The sequence below is a fragment of the Streptomyces sp. NPDC004031 genome (assembly GCF_053604375.1).
Window position 1 is genome coordinate 1 of the sequence record NZ_JBSGHL010000069.1, and the last position, 21,831, is coordinate 21,831.

The window sequence follows — 21,831 nt, forward strand, 5'->3', positions numbered from 1 at the left end:
GCATTCCGAGGAGGTGCCCCGTGGCGGCCCCCGACCCCACCCGCACGGAGCGCGCGATGCCCCGCCGGGTACCACCCAGGGGCGCGAGGAACTGCGCGAGCAACCCCCCACCGGCAGAAGGTCGCGCGGCGAACCGCAACAAGGCACCCCGAGGCGCAAAGGCCCCGCGCCGAACCGCGCGCTCGACCCCCACCGGGGGAAGTTCGCGCAAGCTCACCCCAGGGCGTAGCCCGTCGCGCCCACCGCCGTGGCCAGCGCGGCGCAGTCCGGGGAGCGCGGGGTCAGGGACCACGTGAACGCCCCGAGCCCCTCCGTGGAGGTGAGGGACGCCGCCTCGCCCGCGGCGGCGAGGCCGCGGACGTACGCGGCGGGGTCCGTCGAGGCGAGGGAGAGCGGGGGGCGGGCCCCCGACACGCCGAGGGCGGCGAGAGCCACCCGCTGGGGGACGTGCACCGCACCCGGCAGGGAGTCCGCGGCGACATGCGCCGTGAGGTCGCACGTGGCGTCGGGGAGGGGCGGGACCTGCCGCCCGGCGCGGTAGCCGGTGAGGGTCCCGTACGGCGGGCGGTCGTCGCGCGTGTGGGCGTAGTCCACCGCGACCGCGAGCCCGGCGGAAAGGCTGCGCGCCGCCTCCGCCCACGCCAGGTCCCGCGCGAGCCCGACCTCGGCGCGGGTGTGCGGCGCCGCAAGCGGCCACCAGCGGCGCAGCCACTCCGCGTCGGCGCCGGTCACCTCGGCGCCCAGCCGCTCGGCCCCGTCGGGTACGCGGACCTCCACGTACCGGACGGCCCCCGCCTCGTCCGCCTCCACGACGTCGAGCGGCACGTTGTCGAGCCATTCGTTCGCGAAGAGCAGCCCGCGTCCGCCGCGCGGCGGCCGGGTGGTCCAGGTGATGCGGGGGTCGAGCCCGGCGGGGGGCGGGGCCAGCTCGACCGCGTACGCCCGGACGCGCCCGGCGATCTCGGGCGGCAGGGCCCCGAGGACGCCTTCGCACAGCTCGCCGCCGCCCGCCGCCATGTCGGTGAAGGTCAGCTCGGCGGGGTGGCCGAGTGCCGTGTCGACCCGGCGGAGGAGTTCGGCGACGGCCCGCGCGTAGAGCGGGGAGACGTGCACGGACGTGCGGAAGTGCGCGGCGGGGCGTTCGCGGACGAAGAAGCCGTCCGGGCCGTACAGGGCCTGGGCCATCGCCTGCCGCCAGGGAAGCCACCGCGGGGTGGGGCTGGTCACAGCGGGAACCTTCCTGGCCTGGTGGTGCGTCCTAGGGCTGGGCACGGAGCCGCCCCGGGCCGGTAGGGTTCCGGCATACCACAGCGCCGCGGGCGCCAGCGCGCAGGTGGCGGCGGATGTGCGGTAAGGCAGTACGAGGGAGTGGACAGGGATGACGGCCGGACAAGACGGCACGCCGGAGAACGACGACCCGTTCGGGTATCTCTACCGGGCCGAGGACGGCAGCGAGCAGCCGGCCGCCCCCCGTGCCTCGTACAACCAGGTGCAGCGGGTCGGCGAGCGGCGCCCGCAGCCCCAGCAGCAGCAGGGCGGCTACGGCTACCCCCAGCAGCAGAGCGGCCAGCAGCAGGGCGGTTACGGCTATCCGCCCCCGCAGCAGGGCGGCCAGCAGCAGGGTGGCTACGGCTATCCGCCGCAGCAGCCGTACGGCCAGGGTCAGGGCCAGGGGCCGCGCGGTCCGCAGCAGGGCGGTCCGCCGCAGTACACGCGGCAGCAGCCGCAGTACGCGCCGGGCGGCCCGGACGACGGCGGCCACCGCGGGGGCGGCGGTGACGGGGGCGACGGCAACCGCCGGGGCCTGCTCATCGCGGCCGGCGCGGTCGTGGTCGTCGTCGCGATCGTCATCGCCGTCGCCATGACCAGGGGCTCGGGCGACAAGAAGCCCGAGGCCAAGGACAACACCCCGGCGGCCACTGCGACGAGCGCGCCCACGACCGAGCCGACGCCGTCCGACACCCCGACGCAGTTCGCGTCGGACAAGGTCGACGCGGCGACCCTCGTGCTGGGCAGCCCCGCCGCGGTGAGCAACCAGTGGACGGGCGCGAGCGCCGCGAACGGCACGTACGTCGACCACATGAACCAGGCCGGTGCCAGCGTGACGTGGAAGGTGACCGTCCCGACGGACGGCTCGTACACCTTCTTCATCAACTACGGCAACGCGGGCCCGGACGCGACGCTGTCCCTCACGGTCGACGGCAAGATGCGCACCACGCCCGTCAAGCTCCGCAACTACGGGAACTACACGTCGTGGGACAAGGCGTGGAACAACACGACCTACGCCTGGGTCACGCTCAAGGCGGGCGAGAACACGCTCCAGCTCTCCTACCAGCCCACCGACACCGGCGGCGTCAACCTCGACCAGCTGTGGCTCAAGCAGGGCCAGGTCAAGAAGTAGCGAGCGGCTCGACCACGACGCGGGGGAGCACCGCCTCGTACGTGCCCGGGTCGTAGCCCCCGGCCGGGGCGGGCGACTGCGCCAGCGCCACCGCGCGGGCCAGCCGCTCCGGCCAGGGCAGGCCCGCCACCGCGCCCGACAGCAGCCCGGCGAGCGCGCGGTCCGCGGCGGTCCGGTCCAGGCGGCGGGTGGTCCGGGGCGGTGCGGCGCGCCAGCCGCCCTCCTCGGCGAGGGCCAGCATCCCGGTGCCGTCCGGGTCCAGCGTCGCGGCCACCGCACGGGCCCCGCGGCGGTAGGTGTCCCGCGCGGCCCGCGCGGGTTCGGCGAAGCCGGTCAGGCCCGCGAGCCCGGCGGCGTCCTGGACGACGAGGTCGGGCCGGGCGCCCAGGCCGCGGCGCAGCGCGGGCCCGTCCGCGTCCAGGGCCACGTAGACGCCTGCCGCGCGGGCCTCGCGTATCAGCTCCGCGTACCCGCCGACCGGTACGCCCGGGGGCAGGCCGCCGCACAGCGCGACTCCCTCCGCCCCGCGGTCCAGCAGCCCCCGGTATCCGGCGAGCAGGCCCGCCCAGTCCCGTACGGGTTCCGCCGCCGGTTCCGTCGTACCGCCGCCGACCCCGGTGACGGTGACCTCGTGCCCGAGCGCGCGCAGCACACCGGCCACGCGCAGGCCCTTGCCCTGGCCGGGCGGGGCGGGGGAGGACGCGGGCGGTACGGGTTCCATCGTGACGACGATCACCCGTCGATGATCCCGCACTCCCGCCTCCCCGCCCAGGGGGCGACGCCCGCCCGTCGGGCGGCCCGGGGAAAAACGGGCGAGGTCAGGGGGTCAGGGGCGGACGATCCACTCGCCCTGCCGCATCACGCCCACCACGGCGTACTCCGCGTCGAGGACGACGAGATCCGCGTCCTTGCCCGCCTCCAGCGTCCCCACGCGGTCCGCGAGGCCGATCAGGCGGGCCGGGTTCGTGGAGATCGCCGCCACCGCGTCGGTGACGGAGAGCCCGTCGAGCGTGACGGCCCGCTTGAACGCGGTGTCGAGCGTGAGCGTCGATCCGGCGATCGTGCCGTTCTCGGCGAGCCGTGCGACGCCCTCGCGGACCTCGACCTTGAGCGGACCGAGGTCGTACGTCCCGTCGCCGAAGCCGGCGGCGTCCATCGCGTCGGTGATGAAGGCGACGCGGCCGGCCCCGGCGGTGCCGAAGGCGAGTTCGAGGACGGCGGGGTGCAGGTGGGTGCCGTCGTTGATGAGTTCGACGGTGACGCGCTCGTCCTCCAGCAGGGCCGCGATGGGGCCGGGGGAGCGGTGGGCGAGCGGCGGCATCGCGTTGAACAGGTGGGTCGCGACGGTGGCGCCCGCGTCGATGGCCTCGACGGTCTGCTCGTAGGTGGCGTCGGTGTGGCCGATCGCGGCGATGACGCCGAGGTCGGCGAGCAGCCGCACGGAGTCGATGCCGCCGGGGAGCTCGGATGCGAGCGTGAACATCTTGGCGGTGCCGCGGGCGGCGTCCACGAGCTTGCGGACGTCGGCGGGGTCGGGGTCGCGCAGCAGCGTCTCGTCGTGCGCGCCCTTGCGGCAGGGGTTGATGAAGGGGCCCTCGTAGTGGATGCCGGCGATGTCGCCCTGCTCGACGAGTTCGGAGAGCATCCCGGAGCGCCGCACCAGGAAGTCCATGGACTCGGTCACCGTGGACACGACGAGCGTGGTCGTGCCGTGCTCGCGGTGCGTGCGGACCCCGGTGAGGACTTCCTCGGCGGTGCCGGAGGTGAAGGACGCGCCGCCGCCGCCGTGGTTGTGGATGTCGACGAAGCCGGGGACGACGAGGTGGTCCGCGGGCAGGTCGAGGACGACCTCGGCGGCGGAGCCGGGCGCCGGACCGGAACCGTTCCCGGAGGCCGTGTCCGCCGGGCCCGCGGAGGCGATCCGCGTGCCCTCGATCGTGATCCGGCCGCCGTCCACCACACCCGAGGGCAGGACCACACGGGCACCCGCCAGCACCGAGCGCTGCGTTGTCGTTACGGGAGCCATCAGGCGGTTACCTCCACGGAGAGTAGATCCCAGGCGAGCAGGCCCGCGCCCAGGCATCCGGCGGTGTCCCCCAGCGCGGCGGGGACGATGAGGGGGAGTTTCTGGAAGGTGATGCGGGACTCCACGGCGCTGCGCAGCGGGCCGAAGAGGGTGTCCCCGGCTTCGGCGAGGCCGCCGCCGATGATGAGCATCCGCGGGTCGAGCAGGGTGAAGCCGGTGACGAGGCCCGCGGCGAGCGCGTCCACCGCGTCCCGCCACACCTCGATCGCACGCGGGTCGCCGGCCTCGACGGCGCGGGCGCAGTCGGCCGCGTTCGCGTCGGGTCCGCCGCCGGCCGCGGCCCAGGCGCGGGAGACGGCACCGGCCGAGGCGAGGGTCTCCAGGCAGCCGCGCTGGCCGCAGCCGCACTCGGGGCCGTCGGGCCGGACGACGACATGGCCGATCTCGCCCGCGTAGCCGTGGGCGCCCGCCTCGATGCGGCCGTCGATGCCGATGGCGCCCGCGATGCCGGTGCCGAGCGCGAGGAAGAGGAAGCGGTCGGTGCCCTGCCCGGCGCCGATCCGGCCCTCGGCGAGTCCGCCGCTGCGGACGTCGTGGCCGAGCGCGACGGGGACGCCGTCGAGGCGGGCGGAGAGCAGGTCGCGCAGCGGGACGTCGCGCCAGCCGAGGTTCGCGGCGTAGGCGGCGATGCCGCGCACGTCGTCGACGATGCCGGGGACGGCGACACCCGCGGCGGCGGCGGGCTCGCCGAACTCGCGTACACCGTGGTCGCGCAGGTCCGCGGCGAAGTCCAGGATCGCCGCCACGACCGCGTCCGGTCCGCGCTTTCGGCCGGTCGGCCTGCGGTCCTCGTGCAGCAGTGTTCCGTCCGCTGCGACCAGGGCGGCTTTCATCCCGGTGCCGCCGACATCAAGGGCGATGACATGTCTCACGGAGGACAGTCTCCCGGGTAACCCCCAAAAAGGTCTAGTCCACTCGTCGAGGAAGATCCGCGGCGCTGCCGGGGCGTTGTCCGCCGGGGCTGTTGTGGCATAGACCTCCTGGCCTGTGCGGATCGGCGTACGCGCAGGTCGGAGGGGTGGTCAGATCGCTGGACGGCCCCGATTGCGAAACAGTTTCGTAAGTGGTGTAGACCTTGGGTGAACCTATGGGGAAGACTCTGCGCTTCCGCAGACAAATCCATCCTCGAAGGCGGTAAACCGGCATGCGCGTCCAGCGGCGAAGAGTGCGGCGGCTCCTCGGCACGGGGGCGCTCGGCCTGAGCACGGCCCTGACCGTGACGGCGGTCGGCGGGTGCGGCGGGCAGTCCCCGCTCAGCAAGGACGTCACGCTGCACATGGTCGCCGCCGACTACGGGGACCCCAAGACGGGCAACAGCTCCACCGGTTACTGGAAGACCGTCGTCGACGGCTTCCAGAAGGACCACCCGCACATCAAGGTCGACGTCCAGGTCATCGACTGGGACCACGTCGACGACAAGGTCGACTCGATGGTCAAGGCCGGCAACGCCCCCGACATCGCGCAGATCGGCTCCTACGCCGGTTACGCCGCCAAGGGCCAGCTCTACAGCGCCGACAGCCTCTTCACCATCAGCCAGCAGGCCGACTTCATCCCCTCGCTGGCCACCATCGGCTCCGTCAACCGGGTGCAGTACGGGCTGCCCTGGGTGTCCAGCTCGCGGCTGTTCTTCTACAACAAGACCCTCTTCAAGCAGGCCGGCATCAAGCAGGCGCCCAAGACCTGGGACGAGGTCGCCAAGGACGCCAAGAAGCTCAAGGCCAAGGGCGTCAAGGTGCCCTACGGGCTGCCGCTCGGCACCGAGGAGGCGCAGGCCGAGGCGCTCATGTGGATGCTCGGCGACTCCGGCGGCTACACCAGCAGCGCCGGCTCCTACAACCTCGACTACTCCGGCAACGTCACCGCCTTCCGCTGGCTCAAGCAGAACCTCGTCGGCAAGGGCCTGACCGGCCCCGGCACCCCCGGCAAGACCAACCGCCGCGACGTCTTCGCCGGCTTCCTCGCCGGCGACGTCGGCATGCTCAACGGCCACCCCACGCTGCTCGCCCAGGCCAAGGCCGCGCACATCGACGTCGGCCTCGCCGCCCTGCCCGGCCTCGACGCCCCCGCCCGCGACACGCTCGGCGTCGCCGACTGGATGATGGCCTTCAAGAAGAAGGGCGACGACCACCTCAAGGCCGACGCGGCCTTCCTCCAGTACGTCTACCAGCCCGCGAACTCGCGCAAGTTCCTCGACGAGTACGGCTTCCTGCCCGTCACCAGCTCCGTCTCCCAGGAGATGGCCGACGACCCGAAGGAGGCGGACATGAAGCAGTTCATCGACGTGCTGCCGACGGCCGTCTTCTACCCCATGAACAAGACGTCCTGGGGCGCGGTCTCCGACGAGATCAAGAAGAGCATCGGCCAGGCGGTCGAGGCGGACCCCTGGCAGGTGCTCGGCGCACTCCAGCGGTTCGCGTCCTCGCAGAGCGGGCAGTAGCCCGCGTATGAGCGACCACGCGGAAGCGGGCGAGCTGCCCGAACGGGACCGGGCGGTGCTGGACCTCGCGTCCCGCTCCTGGCCCGGCCCCGGCGCCCGCGACCGCGCCGTCCGCGAACGCCTCGGCCTGTCCCCGACGCTCTACCTCCAGCGCCTCAACGCCCTCCTCGACGACCCCCGCGCCGCCGCGTACGCCCCGGCGACGGTCCGCCGCCTGCGCGACGCGCGAGCCGAGCGCCGCGCCCGCCGCTGAGCGTTTCCCGGGGGCCGCGCGGGGGGCCGCACCCCGCGGGTAGGTTAGGCGCATGGCCGAGATCCCGACGCCCGGAACGGGCGAGGGCCGAGAAGCCCTCGCCGCCCTCCTCGCAGAACCGCACCGCGCGGTCGTCGCCCTGGACTTCGACGGCACCCTCGCCCCCATCGTCCCCGACCCCGAGCAGGCCAGAGCGCACCCGGGAGCCGTCCCGGCACTGGCCCGGCTCGCCCCGCACGTCGCCGCCGTCGCCGTCGTGACGGGCCGCCCCGCCGGCGTCGCCGTACGGTACGGCGGCTTCGCGGGCGTCCCCGCCCTGGAGCACCTGGTGGTGCTCGGCCACTACGGGGCCGAGCGCTGGGACGCGCACAGCTCCGCCGTGCACAGCCCGGGTGCCCACCCCGGGGTGACCGCCGTCCGCGCGGAGCTGCCCGGCTTCCTGGACCGCAACGGCGCCTGGCAGGGCACCTGGATCGAGGACAAGGGCGGCCGCGCGGTCGCCGTCCACACCCGCCGCGCGGAGAACCCGGACGCCGCCTTCGAGGCGCTGCGCGGCCCCCTCACCGAGCTGGCCGCCACGCACGACCTGGTCGTGGAGCCCGGCCGGTACGTCCTGGAGCTGCGCCCGCCGGGCATGGACAAGGGCGTCGCGCTCGCCGCGTACCTGCGGGAGGTGGACGCCGGCAGCGTCCTCTACGGCGGCGACGACCTCGGCGATCTCGCCGCCTACGCCGCCGTGCGCGAGCTGCGCAAGCAGGGCCTGCCCGGTCTGCTGGTCGCCGCCGCCGGCGGCACCGAGGCCCCGCAGGAGCTGACGAGCCAGGCCGACCTCGTCGTCCCCGGCCCGGAGGGCATCGTCGCCCTGCTGGACTCCCTCGCCGACGCCGTCACCGCCTAGGGCCTGTCGTCTGGATCTCCGCGGCGTCGCGTGCCCCGGCACGCACATCTTCCCCCTGCCTTCGGCGGGAGGTGCCCCCAGCGTTGTCGTCGGTCGACAACGCTCCGCGTTGCCTCCCTCCTCCGCCTTGCAGCTGCACGCACCGGACCCCGCTCCTTCCTCCACGGAGATCCAAACGACAGGCCCTAAGCCGCACCGGCCCGCTCGCGGCGGCTACTCCAGCGCCGCGAGCTGGTCGAGGAACCACCGGGTCGGCGGCAGCGCCGTCGCCGCGGCGGCGAGCCGCTTCGTCCGGTCCGCGCGCTCCGCGTCCGGCAGCGTCAGCGCGTCGTTCAGCGCCTCCGCGGTCGCGCTCACGTCGTACGGGTTGACCACGATCGCGTCGTCGCCCAGCTCCGCGTAGGCGCCCGCCTCGCGGGAGAGGATCAGCGCGACCCCGTTGTCGGAGACCACCGGCATCTCCTTGGCCACCAGGTTCATCCCGTCCCTGATGGGGTTGACCAGCGCCACGTCCGCCAGCCGGTACGCCGCGAGCGAGCGCGCGAAGTCGTCGTCGACCTTCAGCAGCACCGGCTGCCAGTCGGCCGTCCCGAACTCCTCGTTGATCTCCGCCGCCACCCGCGAGACCTCCGCGGTGTAGTCGCGGTAGACCGCCAGATCCTGCCGCGAGGGATACGCGAAGGCCACATGCACCACCCGGCTGCGCCAGCCGGGCCGCTCCTGGAGCAGCCTGCGGTACGCCAGCAGGCCGCGCACGATGTTCTTGGACAGCTCCGTGCGGTCCACCCGCACCACGAGCTTGCGCCCCGGACCCGTCTCGGCCCGCAGCGTCGCCATCCGCTCCACGACGTCGTCCCGCCCCGCGCGCTCGCGCAGGAAGTCCGCGTCCGCGCCCAGGCCGTGCACGCCCAGCCGCGTCGTCCGCCCGCGGTACGTCACCGCGTGCCCGTCCGCCGACACCTCCGCGCCCAGCACGTCCACGCAGCACGCCGCGAACGCGTCCGCCCACCGCCGGGTGAGGAAGGCCGCCCGCTCCGCGCCGAGCATCCCCCGCAGCACCTCGGCCGCGATGTCGTCCGGCAGCAGCCGGAAGTAGTCCGGCGGCGCCCACGGGGTGTGCGAGAAGTGCCCGATCCGCAGGTCTGGACGCCGCTCCCGGAGCATCGCCGGGACCAGCACCAGGTGGTAGTCCTGCACCAGCACCGAGGCCCCGGGCGCGGCCGCCTGCGCCAGCGCGTCCGCGAACGCCGCGTTGTACGCCTCGTAGGACGCCCACCGCCCGCGGAACTCCTCGTCGAAGACGGGCTCCAGCGGTGTCTGGTAGAGCATGTGGTGCACGAACCACAGCACGGAGTTCGCGATGTCGTTGTACGCGGCATGGAAGACGTCCGGGTCGATCGCGAGCATCCGCGAGCCCGGCTCGCCGACCCCGCGCCGGACCGCCTCCCGGTCGCCGTCACCCAGCGCGGCGCACACCCACAGGGAGTCGCCGTCCGACTCGATCGCGCTCAGTCCGGAGACGACCCCGCCGCCGCCTCGCCGGCTCTGCAGTTCGCCTCCGGCGAGGGTGTACGAGATCGGGCCGCGGTTCGACGCGACGAGCACACGTGCGAGTCCATCCACGTCTGCGTACCTTGCCACTCGCCTTGGGCGCCAAACATACGCGCCGGGATGCGCCCCGTCAGGGGCGCGGGGAACTGCGCTCCCCCAGAGCTTCGCCTGGGAGGTGCCCCCAGCCCCCACCGGGGCGCGGGTCGTCACCGACCCAAGGGGTCTCTTCGGTCCGATCCGGACCACCGGCCGGTGGGGGCGGGCCGCGCAGTTCCCCGCGCCCCTGGCGTGCCCCTCGCGCAGGGTTACGCGGCGCGGTGGCGGAGGTACTCGGGGACGGCGACCATCGGAGGGCGCTCCTCCGTGTCGACCGGGTGGGTCGAGGGGACGAAGCCCGAGGCGGCGCGGTCGTACTGGGTGAGGCGCGGCCGCACGAGATGGCCGCGCGCCAGCCGCAGGTGCGCCGTGCGGTAGATCGCCGCGGCCATGCGGCCCAGCGCCGCCCCGTCCTGGTGGCGGTGGTGCCGGACGCCCACGTCCACCTGGCCGAGCGCGTCCAGCCCGACCAGGGCGAGCGCGTCGACGAGCATGCCCAGCTCGACCCCGTAGCCGACCGGGAAGGGGAGCTGTTCGAGCAGCGAGCGCCTTGCCGCGTACTCGCCGCCGAGGGGCTGGACGAAGCCCGCCAGGCGCGGCCAGTGCAGGTTGAGCAGGGGGCGGGCGACGAGTTCGGTGACGCGGCCGCCGCCCGCGGGGACGACCGTGCCGCCGGTCTCCAGCGGGCGGTCGTACATCGCCTTGACGAGCTGGACGCCGGGCTCGGTGAGGAGCGGGCCGACGATGCCGCTGACGAAGCGGGAGTCGAACTCCCGCAGGTCCGCGTCGACGAAGCAGACGATCTCGCCGCTGGTCACGAGCAGGGAGCGCCACAGCACCTCGCCCTTGCCGGGCAGTGCGGGCAGCCGGGGCAGGATGTCGTCGCGCGCGACGACGGTGGCCCCGGCGGCCCGTGCGACCTGGGCCGTACGGTCGCGGGAGCCGGAGTCGACGACGATCAGCTCGTCCACGAGCGGGGCGTCCGGCGTCATGAGGTCGCGGCGGATGGCGGCGACGATCGCGCCGACCGTGGCCTCCTCGTCGCGCGCGGGCAGCACGACGCTGACGGTCCCGGCCGGGCCCGCCGCCCGCTTGGCGGCGAGCAGCGTCTCCAGCGGCCGCTCGGCGGCCGACCAGGACCGTGTGGCGAGCCAGCGCTCGACCTCTTCCAGCACGTTCAGCGCTCCCGTGTGTCCCGTGTGTGACGCATCTCGCGGTACGGACGGCTATCTCACCGGTGTCCGGTGTCGGTTACAGTCTTGAACAACGTCCGTACGCCCCGCATGCCGGGGTCGAACGGCGGGACAAACGCCCGGACCGGCTCAGCCGTCCGGTGCCATACCGCTCATCCAGAGGGGCAGAGGGAACGGCCCGTTGAAGCCCCGGCAACCCTCCCGCCGACCGCGAGGTCAGGTGGGGACGGTGCCAATTCCGGCTCGCGGCGACCTACGCCGTGGGGAAGATGAGGAGAAAGGGCCTCGCCACCATGGCTGTGCAGAACACCGCCACCACCACCCCCCAGGACGCCTCGCAGGACGCCGCTTTCGGCCCCGCCGTCGCGCTCTCCTGCCGCGAGTGCGGCACCCGCTACCCGCTGACCCCGGTCTTCGCGTGCCTGGAGTGTTTCGGGCCGCTGGAGGTGGCCTACGAGCTGCCGACCGGTGACCCGGAGCGGCTGCGCAAGCAGATCGAGTCCGGTCCGGCGAACATCTGGCGCTACGCCCCGCTGCTGCCCGTCCCCGCGGACGTGACCGAGAAGCAGAACCTGAACCCCGGCTGGACCAAGCTCGTCAAGGCCGACAACCTGGCCCGTGAGCTGGGCGTGACCGGCGGCCTGTACGTCAAGGACGACTCCGGCAACCCGACGCACTCGTTCAAGGACCGGGTCGTCGCCATCGCGCTGGAGGCGGCCCGCACCTTCGGTCTGACGACGCTGTCGTGCTCCTCCACCGGCAACCTGGCGGGCGCGGTCGGCGCGGCCGCGGCGCGGGCCGGTTTCCGCTCCTGTGTCTTCATCCCGGACGACCTGGAGCAGGGCAAGGTCGTGATGGCCGCGGTCTACGGCGGCGACCTGGTCGCGATCAAGGGCACGTACGACGACGTGAACCGCTTCTGCTCGGAGCTGATCGGCGACCCGGCCGGCGAGGGCTGGGGCTTCGTCAACGTCAACCTGCGCCCGTACTACGGCGAGGGCTCCAAGACGCTGGCGTACGAGATCGCCGAGCAGCTCGGCTGGCGGCTGCCGGACAACCTGGTCATCCCGATCGCCTCGGGCTCGCAGCTCACCAAGATCGACAAGGGTCTGAAGGAGCTGATCGCGCTCGGCCTGGTCGAGGACAAGCCCTACAAGATCTTCGGCGCGCAGGCCGAGGGCTGCTCGCCGGTCTCGGCGGCCTTCAAGGCCGGCCACGACGTGGTGCGCCCGGTCAAGCCCGACACCATCGCCAAGTCGCTGGCGATCGGCAACCCCGCGGACGGCCCGTACGTCCTGGACATCGCCCGCCGTACCGGCGGTGCGATCGAGGACGTCACCGACGAGCAGATCGTGGACGCCATCAAGCTGCTCTCCCGTACCGAGGGCATCTTCGCCGAGACGGCGGGCGGGGTGACCGTCGGCGTGCTGAAGAAGCTGATCGAGACCGGGCAGCTCGACCCGGCCGCCGAGACCGTCGTGCTGAACACCGGCGACGGTCTGAAGACCCTGGACGCCGTCTCCCCGACCACCGGGCCGACCGCGACCATCGCCCCCTCCCTTGCCGCCTTCCGAGAGGCTGGACTCGCATGAGTGCTTCCGTCCGCATCCCCACGATCCTCCGCACGTACACCGGGGGCCAGGCCGAGGTGCCCGCCGACGGCGCGACGCTCGGCGAGGTCATCGAGTCGCTGGAAAAGAATCATGCGGGTATTTCCGCCCGGGTTCTCGACGACACCGGAAAGCTCCGGCGTTTCGTGAACGTCTATGTCAACGACGACGATGTACGGTTTTCCGACGGACTCGCCACGGCGGTGCCGGACGGTGCCAGCGTGTCGATCATTCCCGCGGTCGCCGGCGGCTGAAACCGGATACCGGCAACGGATACCGAGCGTGAGCGAGAGCGTGATCCGCTAGGTGTCACGGAACTGACGAGAATACGCAGAAGCTTGGACGTTTAGACCCCGCCCCATCCGGGAACTGCTTTCGCCCCGGGTGGGGCGCCCTCATGTGCGGCCCGAAGTCGTAGCGCCGATTTATCGGCAAATTCACACGCGATAAGCGCGCTATGTCCGCTGTGTCCCGCCCGAGTTGCCCCACATTATCGTTTCTTCCTCGGTTATTTCGGATGCGTCGCGCCAAGAATTCTCGTCCAATTGACCTGTTGCGGACGGCATCCGTGCAGATACATTCAGCCGCGGTCGACGCGTTCCGGCGCACACCCTCCACGGGGGGTGAGGTCTGACCCGGGCCCGCGGAGCGCGGGCCCGCGATAGGGCCAGTAATAGGGGAGTTAGGAATGGCTCAGGGCACCGTCAAGTGGTTCAACGCGGAGAAGGGCTACGGCTTCATCGCGGTCGACGGTGGTGCGGATGTCTTCGTCCACTACAGCGCGATACAGATGGACGGCTACCGCACCCTCGAAGAAGGCCAGCGAGTCGAGTTCGAGATCTCGCAGGGTCAGAAGGGGCCGCAGGCGGACATGGTCCGCGTGGCCGGCTGATCGGCGCGGGCGCGTTCGGCCACCGACGCGACGCCACGAAGGGCCACCCCCGCACGGGGTGGCCCTTTCGCCGTTGTGCGCCCCCCCGCGGGGCGCCCCGTCCGTGGCAGGCGCTTGCACTCGGCAGGGGAGAGTGCTAATCATTGGCGTTAGCACTCTGCGCGTGAGAGTGCCACTTGGACCGGGTCGGTGAGGCCCGTCCGGACGCCGGGAAGGAACCGGCGGCCGGCAGGCCGTCCGTCGCGGGCGCCACGCGGTCCGTTCCACCGCCCCCGCCTCCGGTGGGGGAACCCCCAGTCCGCGGAGGACACTTCACATGGCTAAGATCATCGCGTTCGATGAGGAGGCGCGGCGCGGCCTTGAGCGCGGGATGAACCAGCTCGCCGACGCCGTTAAGGTCACCCTCGGTCCCAAGGGCCGGAACGTCGTCCTTGAGAAGAAGTGGGGCGCCCCCACGATCACCAACGATGGTGTGTCCATCGCCAAGGAGATCGAGCTGGAGGACCCGTACGAGAAGATCGGCGCCGAGCTGGTCAAGGAAGTCGCGAAGAAGACCGACGACGTCGCCGGTGACGGCACGACGACCGCGACCGTCCTGGCCCAGGCCCTGGTCCGCGAGGGCCTGCGCAACGTCGCCGCCGGCGCCAACCCGATGGCCCTCAAGCGCGGCATCGAGCGTGCCGTCGAGGCCGTCTCCGCCGCCCTGCTGGAGCAGGCCAAGGACGTGGAGACCAAGGAGCAGATCGCTTCCACCGCCTCCATCTCCGCCGCCGACACGCAGATCGGCGAGCTCATCGCCGAGGCGATGGACAAGGTCGGCAAGGAAGGCGTCATCACCGTCGAGGAGTCGCAGACCTTCGGTCTGGAGCTTGAGCTCACCGAGGGCATGCGCTTCGACAAGGGCTTCATCTCGGCGTACTTCGCCACCGACCTGGAGCGGATGGAGGCGTCGCTCGACGACCCCTACATCCTGATCGTCAACTCCAAGGTCTCCTCGGTCAAGGACCTGCTCCCGCTGCTGGAGAAGGTCATGCAGTCGGGCAAGCCGCTGCTGATCATCGCCGAGGACGTCGAGGGCGAGGCCCTGTCCACCCTGGTCGTCAACAAGATCCGCGGCACCTTCAAGTCCGTCGCCGTCAAGGCCCCGGGCTTCGGCGACCGCCGCAAGGCCATGCTGGGCGACATCGCGATCCTCACCGGCGGCACGGTCATCTCCGAGGAGGTCGGCCTCAAGCTGGAGAACGCGGGCCTGGACCTGCTCGGCCGCGCCCGCAAGGTCGTCATCACCAAGGACGAGACCACGATCGTGGACGGCTCCGGTGACGCCGACCAGGTCGCCGGCCGCGTCAACCAGATCCGCGCCGAGATCGAGAACAGCGACTCGGACTACGACCGCGAGAAGCTCCAGGAGCGCCTGGCCAAGCTCGCGGGCGGCGTCGCGGTCATCAAGGCCGGTGCCGCGACCGAGGTCGAGCTCAAGGAGCGCAAGCACCGCATCGAGGACGCGGTGCGCAACGCCAAGGCCGCCGTCGAGGAGGGCATCGTCGCCGGTGGTGGCGTGGCCCTGCTGCAGGCCTCCGCGGTCTTCGAGAAGCTGGAGCTGGACGGCGACGAGGCGACCGGCGCCAACGCCGTGAAGCTCGCGCTGGAGGCCCCGCTCAAGCAGATCGCCGTCAACGGTGGTCTCGAGGGCGGCGTCATCGTCGAGAAGGTCCGCAACCTGCCGATCGGTCACGGCCTCAACGCCGCGACCGGCGAGTACGTGGACATGATCGCCGAGGGCATCATCGACCCGGCCAAGGTCACCCGCTCCGCGCTGCAGAACGCCGCGTCGATCGCCGCGCTGTTCCTGACCACCGAGGCCGTCATCGCCGACAAGCCGGAGAAGGCCGCCGCGGCCGCTCCGGGCGGCATGCCCGGCGGTGACATGGACTTCTGATCCCCTCCCGGGATCACCTGTCCTGCACGCGTACGACGGCGCCCGCCCCCCGTTCCGTCGGGGGCGGGCGCCGTCGTGTCCGCCCCTACGCGGGTCGGGCCGACTCCAGCGCCTCGCGCAGATGACCGCCGGACTCGCGCAGCAGCCGCTCCGCCGTCGCCGCGTCCACCCGCGCCAGCAGGGTCAGGATCGCGGGCTTGACCTCCCCGTCGGTCGCGGTGAGCGCGTCCTCGATCGCCGTGTCGTCCGCGCCGGTCGCGAGCGAGACGATCCGGCGCGAGCGGGCGCGCAGCTTCTCGTTGGACGCGCGCACGTCCACCATCAGGTTCCCGTACGTCTTGCCCAGCCTGATCATGGTGATCGTCGAGAGCATGTTGAGGACCAGCTTCTGCGCGGTGCCGGACTTCAACCGGGTGGAGCCGGTGAGCAGTTCGGGCCCCACGACGACCTCGATGCCGTGCTCGGCGGCCGCCGCGAGCGGCGAGCCCGCGTTGCACGCCAGGCCCACCGTGAGCGCCCCGAGCGCCCGCGCGTGCTCGACCGCGCCCAGCGCGTACGGGGTGCGCCCGGAGGCGGAGACGCCCACGACGGTGTCGGCGGCGGTCAGCCCCAGCGCGTCCAGATCGGCCGCGGCCAGCTCCCTGCTGTCCTCGGCGCCCTCGACCGAGGTGACCATCGCGGACGGCCCGCCCGCGATGAGCCCCACCACCTCCCCGCCGGGCGTGGTGTTGAAGGTCGGCGGGCACTCGCTGGCGTCCAGCACGCCGAGCCGCCCCGCGGTCCCGGCGCCCGCGTAGACGAGCCGGCCGCCGCGCGCCATCCGGGCCGCGATGCCGTCGATCGCGGCGGCGATGGCGGGCAGTTGGGCGGCGACGGCGGCCGGAACGGTGGCGTCCTCACCGTTCATCGTGCGGGCGATCTCCAGCGTCGGCATCCGGTCGATCTCGGCGAGCTCCGGCCGGAAGGCCTCGGTGGTCAGCGTGTCCAGTTCGCGGCGCAGCTCGGTGTACTGGGGCATATGCGGCTCGTTCATCCTTCTCGCAGGTGTCGGCTCGGCGGGTGGGGCCGCAGAAGGGGCGTGGTGCATTATTTCAGGCCATGACCGGTCATGGCCCGGGAGGTCCGCGGGGCGGTCCCCCCGGAGGCGGTCGGCGGCGGTCGGGGGCGTGCGGTGCCGTCCGGGGACCCGCATGTCCCGTGCGGGGCCCGGCGGTTCGCGGCCCGGCGGCCGCGGCTCCGGTCGGCAGCGTTCAGCCGCGGCTCGGGCGGGGCCGGTGGCGGTGGGCGAGGGCCTCGTAGGAGGCGGCGAGCGCGGGCGCCGCGGTCTCGTACGTCCGCTGCGCGACCCCGACGAACAGGCAGTCCACCACCAGCAGTTGACTGGTCCGGCTGGACATCGCGGCCGGCCGCAGCTCGCTCTCCCGGGAGCTGGACGTGGTCAGCACGGCGTCCGCCCACTGGGTGACCGGCCCGTCCGGACGGCCCGTCAGCGCGATCGTCGTCGCCCCGCGGTCGAAGGCCGCCCGCAGCGGCTCGATCACGTCGTGCGTGCTGCCCGAGTGGGTGATCGCCACCGCGGCGTCCCCCGGCCGCAGTTGGACGGCGTTGGTCACCGCCAGATGCGGATCGGTGTGCGCCTGCGCGATCAGCCCGATGCGCAGCAGCTTCTGCGCCAGGTCCTGCCCGACCAGCCCGGAGGCGGCCATGCCGTACACGTCGATCCGCCGGGCCCCGGCCAACGCGGCGACGGCGGCCTCCAGTTGGGCCATGTCCAGCTGGGCGGCGGTGTCCGCGAGGGTCTGCTGCTCCTCCAGGGCGAGCTTGGCGACGACATCGGGCAGCGGGTCGTCCACCGCGATGTCCGCCGTCACGACGGGCGGCACCCCGGCCGCCTGCTGCGCGGCGAGCGCGGCCAGGGCGAGCCGCAGATCCCGGTAGCCCGGGTAACCGAGCAGCCGCGCGGTACGGACGACGGTGGCCTCGCTGGTACCCGTACGGATCGCGAGGGCGGTGACGGTCTGCTGGGCGCAGCCGGCCGGATCACCCGCGACGGCTTCCGCGACGCGCTGCATGGAGCGCGTCATGGAGGGCGCGAGCGTACGGACCTTGGCGGCGAGCGCCCCCGGGTCGGGGGGCGTGACGGGTATGACGGGCGCGTCCGGGCTGCCGCGCAGCGGGCGGACACCCGGCGGGAAATTTTCCTTCACGCTGTGGGTCACTCTATGAAAGGTATTTTCACGCCATCGGGCCGTCAAGCCGTGGCCAGCGCCATTGCTCACGGACCGGCGGACCGGTCCCGGTCGCCGGGCTGTTTCCCGCCGGGCAGGCCCCCGCCGTGCAGGTCCCCGTCGGGCCAGTCCCCGCGCGCGGCCACGTCCAGCACGAGCGCCGCGATGTTCCACGCGTCGTCGTCCCCCCGGTGGTGCCGCCCCTCCAGCGGCAGCCCGGCCACCTCCAGCGCCTGCGCCATCCCGGGCCTGCGCCGCAGCCCGTACGACGCGGTGAAGACGGCCTTCGCGTTGGTGTGCGCGCTCCCGAAGGGATACTCCGTGCCCGTGTGACGGCACTGCCGCGTGAACTGGTTGCGGTCGTAATCCCCCCAGCTCGCCCACGGCAGCACTCCCGCGCGGTGCGTCGCCGCGAGCGCGCGGCACGCCTCGGCGAAGCTCGTCCCGCCGTCCACCTCGTCCTGCGTCAGCCCGGTCAGCTGCGTGCAGAACGCGCTCACGCGCGAGCGGGCCGGGCGCACCAGCAGCCGGTGCTTCGCCCGCCGGGTGCGGGTGGCCAGATCCACCACGGTGAGCCCGATCTCGATGATCTCGCTCACCTGCCCCGCGGGCGGCTGCCCCTCCCAGCACGTCGCCTCGACGTCGACGACATTGAGGAGGTGAGGGGTGTCCATGCGCGTGAGCATAGGAACCCCCGAGGGACGGGGGCCAACCGTTTTCCGTACGGTACGGCCGCTCCGCGGGGGTGTCGCCGGGAAGGGATAATGGGGCTCATGGACGACCCGGCGGAAGCGGCACTGCACGAGGCCCGCGCCCGCGTGCTCGCGGATCTGGGGGCGCGTGACGTGACGGGCCCCGCGATCGTCTCCCTCGTGGAGGAGGCGGTCGCCGAGCGCCGCTGGTGGGTGGGCAAGTGGCCGGACGGCGCCCCGTTCGTGCCCGGCCTGGTCGCCCAGGACGTGCAGGACGCGCTGCTGGAGACTTACGGCCGCTGGCCGCTGTGCCCGTACTGCGACGAACCGCACGCGCTCGCGGTCGAACCGGAACTGGGCCCCGACCCGGTCTGGGTGTGCGAGGTGCGCCGGGAGACGGTCGCCCCGGTCGGCGAGCTGGGGCCGCGCCCGTGACCGTGTACCTCGACCCGCCGACCTGGCCGGGCCACGGCCGGATGTGGTCCCACCTGGTGAGCGACGTCTCGTACGACGAGCTGCACGCCTTCGCGGCGCGGCTCGGCGCCCCGCCGCGCGCGTTCGAGCGCGACCACTACGACATCCCCGCCGAGCGCTACCCGGACGCGGTGTCGCTGGGCGCCGTGGAGATCGGCAGCAAGGAACTGGTCCGCCGCCTCACGCAGGCGGGCCTGCGCCGCCGCAAGTACGACCCGCGCCGCGCGGGCGCCGCCGGGTAGGCCCGGCGCCGTCCCGTCAGGGGCGCCGGAAGGTCAGCGTGAGGGCGCGGCTGCCGCTCACCTGGCCGGTGCCGATGAGCTGGACGCCGCCGCTCGCCGTGACCTGGAAGGAGAGCTGGGCCTCGGCCAGCGGCAGGGTGCCGCCCCGGGCGGCGACGTCGGCGAAGACCTGCTGGAGCGCGTCCACGGTGGCGGCGAGGTTGCGTCGCAGCGGCCCGAGCGGCACGGCCCGCAGTTCGGGGTTGCCGCCGAGCAGCCCCATGGTGTCCTCGTCGTCCTCGGGCTCCACCCAGAAGGGCAGCGTCGCGCCGTCCCCCACGGCCGCCTCCGCCTCGCCCGCCGCCTCGACGTCCGTCATGCGCGCTGCCCCCACTTTCCGGTCACCCCTGCCCGCGGTGCGTCAACTGTAGGCGCTGGGCGCCCGGTTGACGGCCGGGACCGGCGGACGGCCCGCGGGCGGGGTGCGCGGGGGAGCGCAAGGGTGCACGGGAGAGGGGGAAATCGTGGAGTACGGGACCTGAACGCGGGGCTTCCGCCAGGATGTCCGGGTGATGTCCGTGACCTCCCTCACCGCACCCGGACCGCTCGACGAGGAGCGGCTGTACTGGGACTGGTACCAGCGGCTCGGGCCCGGTGCCGAGCTGCTCGGCGACGTCGCCGGGGCCACCGTCGCCGACCTCGGGGCCGGGACGGGCGAGCGTGCCGCCCATGTCGCGGCCGTGCTCGGCGCGGAGCAGGTCGCCGCGATCGACACCTCGGCCACCCGCGTCACCCTGGGGCGCGAACGGTACGCCCACCTGGCGGAGCTGGACTTCGTGCACGGCGATGCGGCCACCTACCTCGCCGCGGCCGCGGGCAGCGTCGACGTGGCCTACTCCTGCTTCGGCGCCGCCGACTTCTCCGACCCGGTGCACCTGCTGCCCGCCGCCGCGAGCGGGCTGCGGCCCGGCGGCACGTTCGTCCTGGCCACCCTCGCGCACTACGAGGACGGCGCCCCGCCCGCGGCCGAACTGCGGCCCACCGAGGTGTCGGTGCGCTCCTCCAGCGGCAGCCTGACGACCAAGCGGCGCTGGGTGCTGGCGCCCGCCGTGTGGGAGAAGCTGCTCGCGGAGGCGGGTTTCACCGCCATCACCACCGAGGTGCTGCGCGACCCGGGCGGCGACCGCCGGCCGCCCATCGCGACGACCCTCATCCGGGCCGTGCGCGGCACGAGTTGACGCCCGACCGGCCGAACGGGGGCCGTATCAGGCCTCCAGCAGCTCCAGTTCGGTGGTGAGGTTGCGGCGCGCGGTGCGCTCCCAGTGCTCGCGGCCGTACCCGGTGCGGAACAGGTGCGGCAGCTCCAGGAGTTGCCGCAGCACGTCGGCCCGCCCGGCGCGGAAGTCCGGGTCGGGCACGAAGCCGTACTCGGCGCGTACGGCGGCGGCGTAGGCGGCGTACGCGGCCGGGTCGCCCGCGAGGACGGCGAGGTCCGCGTCGCACAGCACCTCGCCGTCGGCGTCGCCGGGCGCGGGGTCGTGCGTGACGGTCAGCCGCACCAGCCGGACGACCTCCGCGACGCGCTCCGCGGCGACTCCCGCCTCGGTGAGCGCCCGGCGCGCGAGGTCGGCGCTGCGCTCCTCGTTCTCGCTGCGGTCGGGGCGGTAGACGGCGTCGTGGAACCACGCGGCCAGCGCCACGGTGTCCGGGTCGTGCGCGTAGACGGTCAGCTCGGTCGCCCGCGCGAGGACCTCCGCGAGGTGGTCGACCGTGTGGTAGCGGCGCTGCGGCTCGCCCCAGCGCTCCAGCAGCTCCCGCCCGTACGGCCCCGGGTCGGGGGCCTGCTCGCCCGCCCCGCCGCGCTCGCTCTCCTGGCAGCGGCGCAGCAGCTGGTTCCACTCGGCGAGCAGGGCGTCGTACCGCGGATGGGCCGCGGAGCTGGTGTGAGGCATGCGGGCCATTGTGACGGAAGCGCACCCCGGGGGCGGTCGCGGGTCCGGCGCGGCGGCACGCCGACACCTCCCCGCGCCGCCCCCGGCGTCCTCACGGCAGCAGCCTGCGCCCCAGCCGGCGCATCGCCAGGGCCAGCGCGGCGGCGCCGAAGACGGCCAGGTAGAGGGCCGCAAAGCCGACCGCCGGGGTCATCCGGCCGAGCGCGGGCCCGCGGACCAGCTCGATGCACTGGTAGAGGGGCAGGCACTCCACCGCGAGCTGCACCGGGCGCGGGTAGACGCCCAGCGGGTAGAAGGTCGTCGCGAACAGGAACATCGGCAGCATCACCAGCTGCACCAGCTGGAAGTCCTGCCAGCTGCGGATGTACGTCACGACCGCCAGGCCCGCCGCCGCGAACGCGAACGCGATGAGCAGCGCCCCCGGCAGGATCAGCAGCCCCCACGGCGAGTGCACGAGCCCGAACGCGGCGAGCGCCGCCCCGAAGACGGCCGTCACCGCCGTGCCGCGCAGCAGCGCCCACGCCACCTCGCCGAGCGCGACGTCGCGCACGCCCAGCGGGGTGGCGAGGATCGCCTGGTACGTACGGGTCATGGTGAGCCTGCCGTACAGCGAGAACGTCGTCTCGTTCATCGACCCGTTCATGGCCGCCGTCGCCAGCAGCGCGGGCGCGACGAAGTCGACGTAGCCGACGTCCGGGGCGCCCAGGCCCGGGACATGGCCGACGAGCGCGCCGATGCCGACGCCCATCGACAGCAGGTACAGCACCGGTTCGAAGATCTCGGCCAGCAGCAGATACCAGGTGTGGCGGTAGATGACGAGGTTGCGTTCGACGAGAGCGGCGGGGCCCGCGACCGCGGGCGAAGTCCACAACGCGCGCAGCACGGCGGTCCTTTCGGAAGAGGTGTGG

The 21,831-nt window shown here is 73.3% G+C and carries 23 protein-coding genes and 1 riboswitch; of the genes, 11 read left to right on the forward strand and 12 right to left on the reverse strand.

What is annotated here, in order from left to right:
• Window positions 1–213: 213 nt before the first annotated feature.
• Entirely contained in the window at window positions 214–1,185 is a 972-nt protein-coding gene (locus ACWERV_RS31430; protein ID WP_452939640.1) for an SAM-dependent methyltransferase, read from the reverse strand.
• Between the two features lie 193 nt (window positions 1,186–1,378).
• Here ACWERV_RS31430 and ACWERV_RS31435 point away from each other — a divergent pair, with 193 nt between their 5' ends.
• Window positions 1,379–2,401 (forward strand): carbohydrate-binding protein, encoded by a 1,023-nt coding sequence (locus ACWERV_RS31435; RefSeq protein WP_452939542.1) that lies wholly within the window; start codon window positions 1,379–1,381, stop codon window positions 2,399–2,401.
• On the opposite strand, the gene ACWERV_RS31440 is transcribed toward ACWERV_RS31435, so the two are convergent.
• The 3 genes from ACWERV_RS31440 to ACWERV_RS31450 form a co-directional block, all read right to left on the reverse strand.
• Window positions 2,391–3,155, reverse strand: coding sequence for a PfkB family carbohydrate kinase (locus ACWERV_RS31440; RefSeq protein WP_452939544.1), 765 nt, complete (start codon window positions 3,153–3,155; stop codon window positions 2,391–2,393). The genes ACWERV_RS31435 and ACWERV_RS31440 overlap by 11 nt on opposite strands.
• Window positions 3,156–3,227: 72 nt before the next feature.
• Window positions 3,228–4,427: an N-acetylglucosamine-6-phosphate deacetylase gene (gene nagA / locus ACWERV_RS31445; RefSeq protein WP_452939547.1), complete on the reverse strand. Its 1,200-nt coding sequence runs from the start codon at window positions 4,425–4,427 to the stop codon at window positions 3,228–3,230.
• Window positions 4,427–5,359: an ROK family protein gene (locus ACWERV_RS31450; protein ID WP_398176670.1), complete on the reverse strand. Its 933-nt coding sequence runs from the start codon at window positions 5,357–5,359 to the stop codon at window positions 4,427–4,429. The genes nagA and ACWERV_RS31450 overlap by 1 nt, the downstream gene beginning before the upstream one ends.
• Window positions 5,360–5,631: 272 nt before the next feature.
• Between ACWERV_RS31450 and ACWERV_RS31455 the strand changes: the two genes are divergently transcribed.
• The 3 genes from ACWERV_RS31455 to otsB are packed head-to-tail and all read left to right on the forward strand — an operon-like array spanning window position 5,632 to window position 8,075.
• The gene (locus ACWERV_RS31455) at window positions 5,632–6,924 is read left to right on the forward strand and encodes an extracellular solute-binding protein (RefSeq protein WP_452939550.1); all 1,293 of its coding nucleotides are present in this window, start codon (window positions 5,632–5,634) and stop codon (window positions 6,922–6,924) included.
• 7 nt (window positions 6,925–6,931) lie between these two features.
• Window positions 6,932–7,177 carry a DUF3263 domain-containing protein gene (locus tag ACWERV_RS31460; RefSeq protein WP_398176674.1) on the forward strand — a complete coding sequence of 82 codons (246 nt, stop codon included), beginning with the start codon at window positions 6,932–6,934 and terminating at the stop codon, window positions 7,175–7,177.
• A gap of 52 nt (window positions 7,178–7,229) precedes the next feature.
• Window positions 7,230–8,075 (forward strand): trehalose-phosphatase, encoded by an 846-nt coding sequence (otsB, locus tag ACWERV_RS31465; protein WP_452939552.1) that lies wholly within the window; start codon window positions 7,230–7,232, stop codon window positions 8,073–8,075.
• 213 nt (window positions 8,076–8,288) lie between these two features.
• Here the strand turns inward: otsB and ACWERV_RS31470 are convergent, their stop codons facing one another.
• Together ACWERV_RS31470 and ACWERV_RS31475 are read right to left on the reverse strand one after the other, a co-directional pair.
• Entirely contained in the window at window positions 8,289–9,698 is a 1,410-nt protein-coding gene (locus ACWERV_RS31470) for an alpha,alpha-trehalose-phosphate synthase (UDP-forming) (RefSeq protein ID WP_452939554.1), read from the reverse strand.
• A gap of 233 nt (window positions 9,699–9,931) precedes the next feature.
• A complete protein-coding gene (locus tag ACWERV_RS31475; RefSeq protein ID WP_452939557.1) occupies window positions 9,932–10,897 on the reverse strand; it encodes a glucosyl-3-phosphoglycerate synthase in 966 nt (321 codons plus the stop codon).
• Between the two features lie 167 nt (window positions 10,898–11,064).
• Window positions 11,065–11,191: riboswitch (SAM riboswitch) on the forward strand.
• 17 nt (window positions 11,192–11,208) lie between these two features.
• On the opposite strand from ACWERV_RS31475, the gene thrC reads away from it, so the two are divergent.
• From thrC to groL, 4 genes are all read left to right on the forward strand, one after another.
• A complete protein-coding gene (gene thrC / locus ACWERV_RS31480) occupies window positions 11,209–12,507 on the forward strand; it encodes a threonine synthase (protein WP_452939560.1) in 1,299 nt (432 codons plus the stop codon).
• On the forward strand, window positions 12,504–12,779 hold the full coding sequence (locus tag ACWERV_RS31485; protein WP_452939563.1) for a ubiquitin-like small modifier protein 1: 276 nt from the start codon (window positions 12,504–12,506) through the stop codon (window positions 12,777–12,779). Before thrC ends, ACWERV_RS31485 begins: the two co-directional genes overlap by 4 nt.
• A 434-nt stretch (window positions 12,780–13,213) precedes the next feature.
• Entirely contained in the window at window positions 13,214–13,417 is a 204-nt protein-coding gene (locus ACWERV_RS31490) for a cold-shock protein (protein WP_003986833.1), read from the forward strand.
• A gap of 316 nt (window positions 13,418–13,733) precedes the next feature.
• Window positions 13,734–15,356: a chaperonin GroEL gene (groL, locus tag ACWERV_RS31495; RefSeq protein ID WP_398176687.1), complete on the forward strand. Its 1,623-nt coding sequence runs from the start codon at window positions 13,734–13,736 to the stop codon at window positions 15,354–15,356.
• Window positions 15,357–15,441: 85 nt separating this feature from the next.
• Here the strand turns inward: groL and murQ are convergent, their stop codons facing one another.
• The 3 genes from murQ to ACWERV_RS31510 form a co-directional block, all read right to left on the reverse strand.
• The gene (murQ, locus tag ACWERV_RS31500; protein ID WP_452939567.1) at window positions 15,442–16,374 is read right to left on the reverse strand and encodes an N-acetylmuramic acid 6-phosphate etherase; all 933 of its coding nucleotides are present in this window, start codon (window positions 16,372–16,374) and stop codon (window positions 15,442–15,444) included.
• 232 nt (window positions 16,375–16,606) lie between these two features.
• Window positions 16,607–17,575, reverse strand: coding sequence for a MurR/RpiR family transcriptional regulator (locus ACWERV_RS31505; protein ID WP_452939570.1), 969 nt, complete (start codon window positions 17,573–17,575; stop codon window positions 16,607–16,609).
• A 56-nt stretch (window positions 17,576–17,631) separates the two neighbouring features.
• Window positions 17,632–18,258: an exonuclease domain-containing protein gene (locus tag ACWERV_RS31510; RefSeq protein ID WP_452939572.1), complete on the reverse strand. Its 627-nt coding sequence runs from the start codon at window positions 18,256–18,258 to the stop codon at window positions 17,632–17,634.
• Window positions 18,259–18,348: 90 nt separating this feature from the next.
• Here ACWERV_RS31510 and ACWERV_RS31515 point away from each other — a divergent pair, with 90 nt between their 5' ends.
• Window positions 18,349–18,711, forward strand: a complete 363-nt coding sequence (locus tag ACWERV_RS31515; protein WP_452939575.1) for a hypothetical protein — start codon at window positions 18,349–18,351, stop codon at window positions 18,709–18,711.
• Window positions 18,708–18,992, forward strand: coding sequence for a DUF4031 domain-containing protein (locus tag ACWERV_RS31520; protein ID WP_398176697.1), 285 nt, complete (start codon window positions 18,708–18,710; stop codon window positions 18,990–18,992). Before ACWERV_RS31515 ends, ACWERV_RS31520 begins: the two co-directional genes overlap by 4 nt.
• A gap of 16 nt (window positions 18,993–19,008) precedes the next feature.
• Here ACWERV_RS31520 and ACWERV_RS31525 read toward each other — a convergent pair whose 3' ends face one another.
• Window positions 19,009–19,350 (reverse strand): Pepco domain-containing protein, encoded by a 342-nt coding sequence (locus tag ACWERV_RS31525; protein WP_452939578.1) that lies wholly within the window; start codon window positions 19,348–19,350, stop codon window positions 19,009–19,011.
• Between the two features lie 193 nt (window positions 19,351–19,543).
• Here ACWERV_RS31525 and ACWERV_RS31530 point away from each other — a divergent pair, with 193 nt between their 5' ends.
• On the forward strand, window positions 19,544–20,209 hold the full coding sequence (locus tag ACWERV_RS31530; protein ID WP_398176701.1) for a class I SAM-dependent methyltransferase: 666 nt from the start codon (window positions 19,544–19,546) through the stop codon (window positions 20,207–20,209).
• Between the two features lie 27 nt (window positions 20,210–20,236).
• Here ACWERV_RS31530 and ACWERV_RS31535 read toward each other — a convergent pair whose 3' ends face one another.
• Both ACWERV_RS31535 and ACWERV_RS31540 read right to left on the reverse strand, forming a co-directional pair.
• Window positions 20,237–20,923 (reverse strand): HD domain-containing protein, encoded by a 687-nt coding sequence (locus tag ACWERV_RS31535; protein ID WP_452939580.1) that lies wholly within the window; start codon window positions 20,921–20,923, stop codon window positions 20,237–20,239.
• 91 nt (window positions 20,924–21,014) lie between these two features.
• A complete protein-coding gene (locus ACWERV_RS31540; protein WP_452939583.1) occupies window positions 21,015–21,806 on the reverse strand; it encodes an ABC transporter permease in 792 nt (263 codons plus the stop codon).
• Window positions 21,807–21,831: the final 25 nt, after the last annotated feature.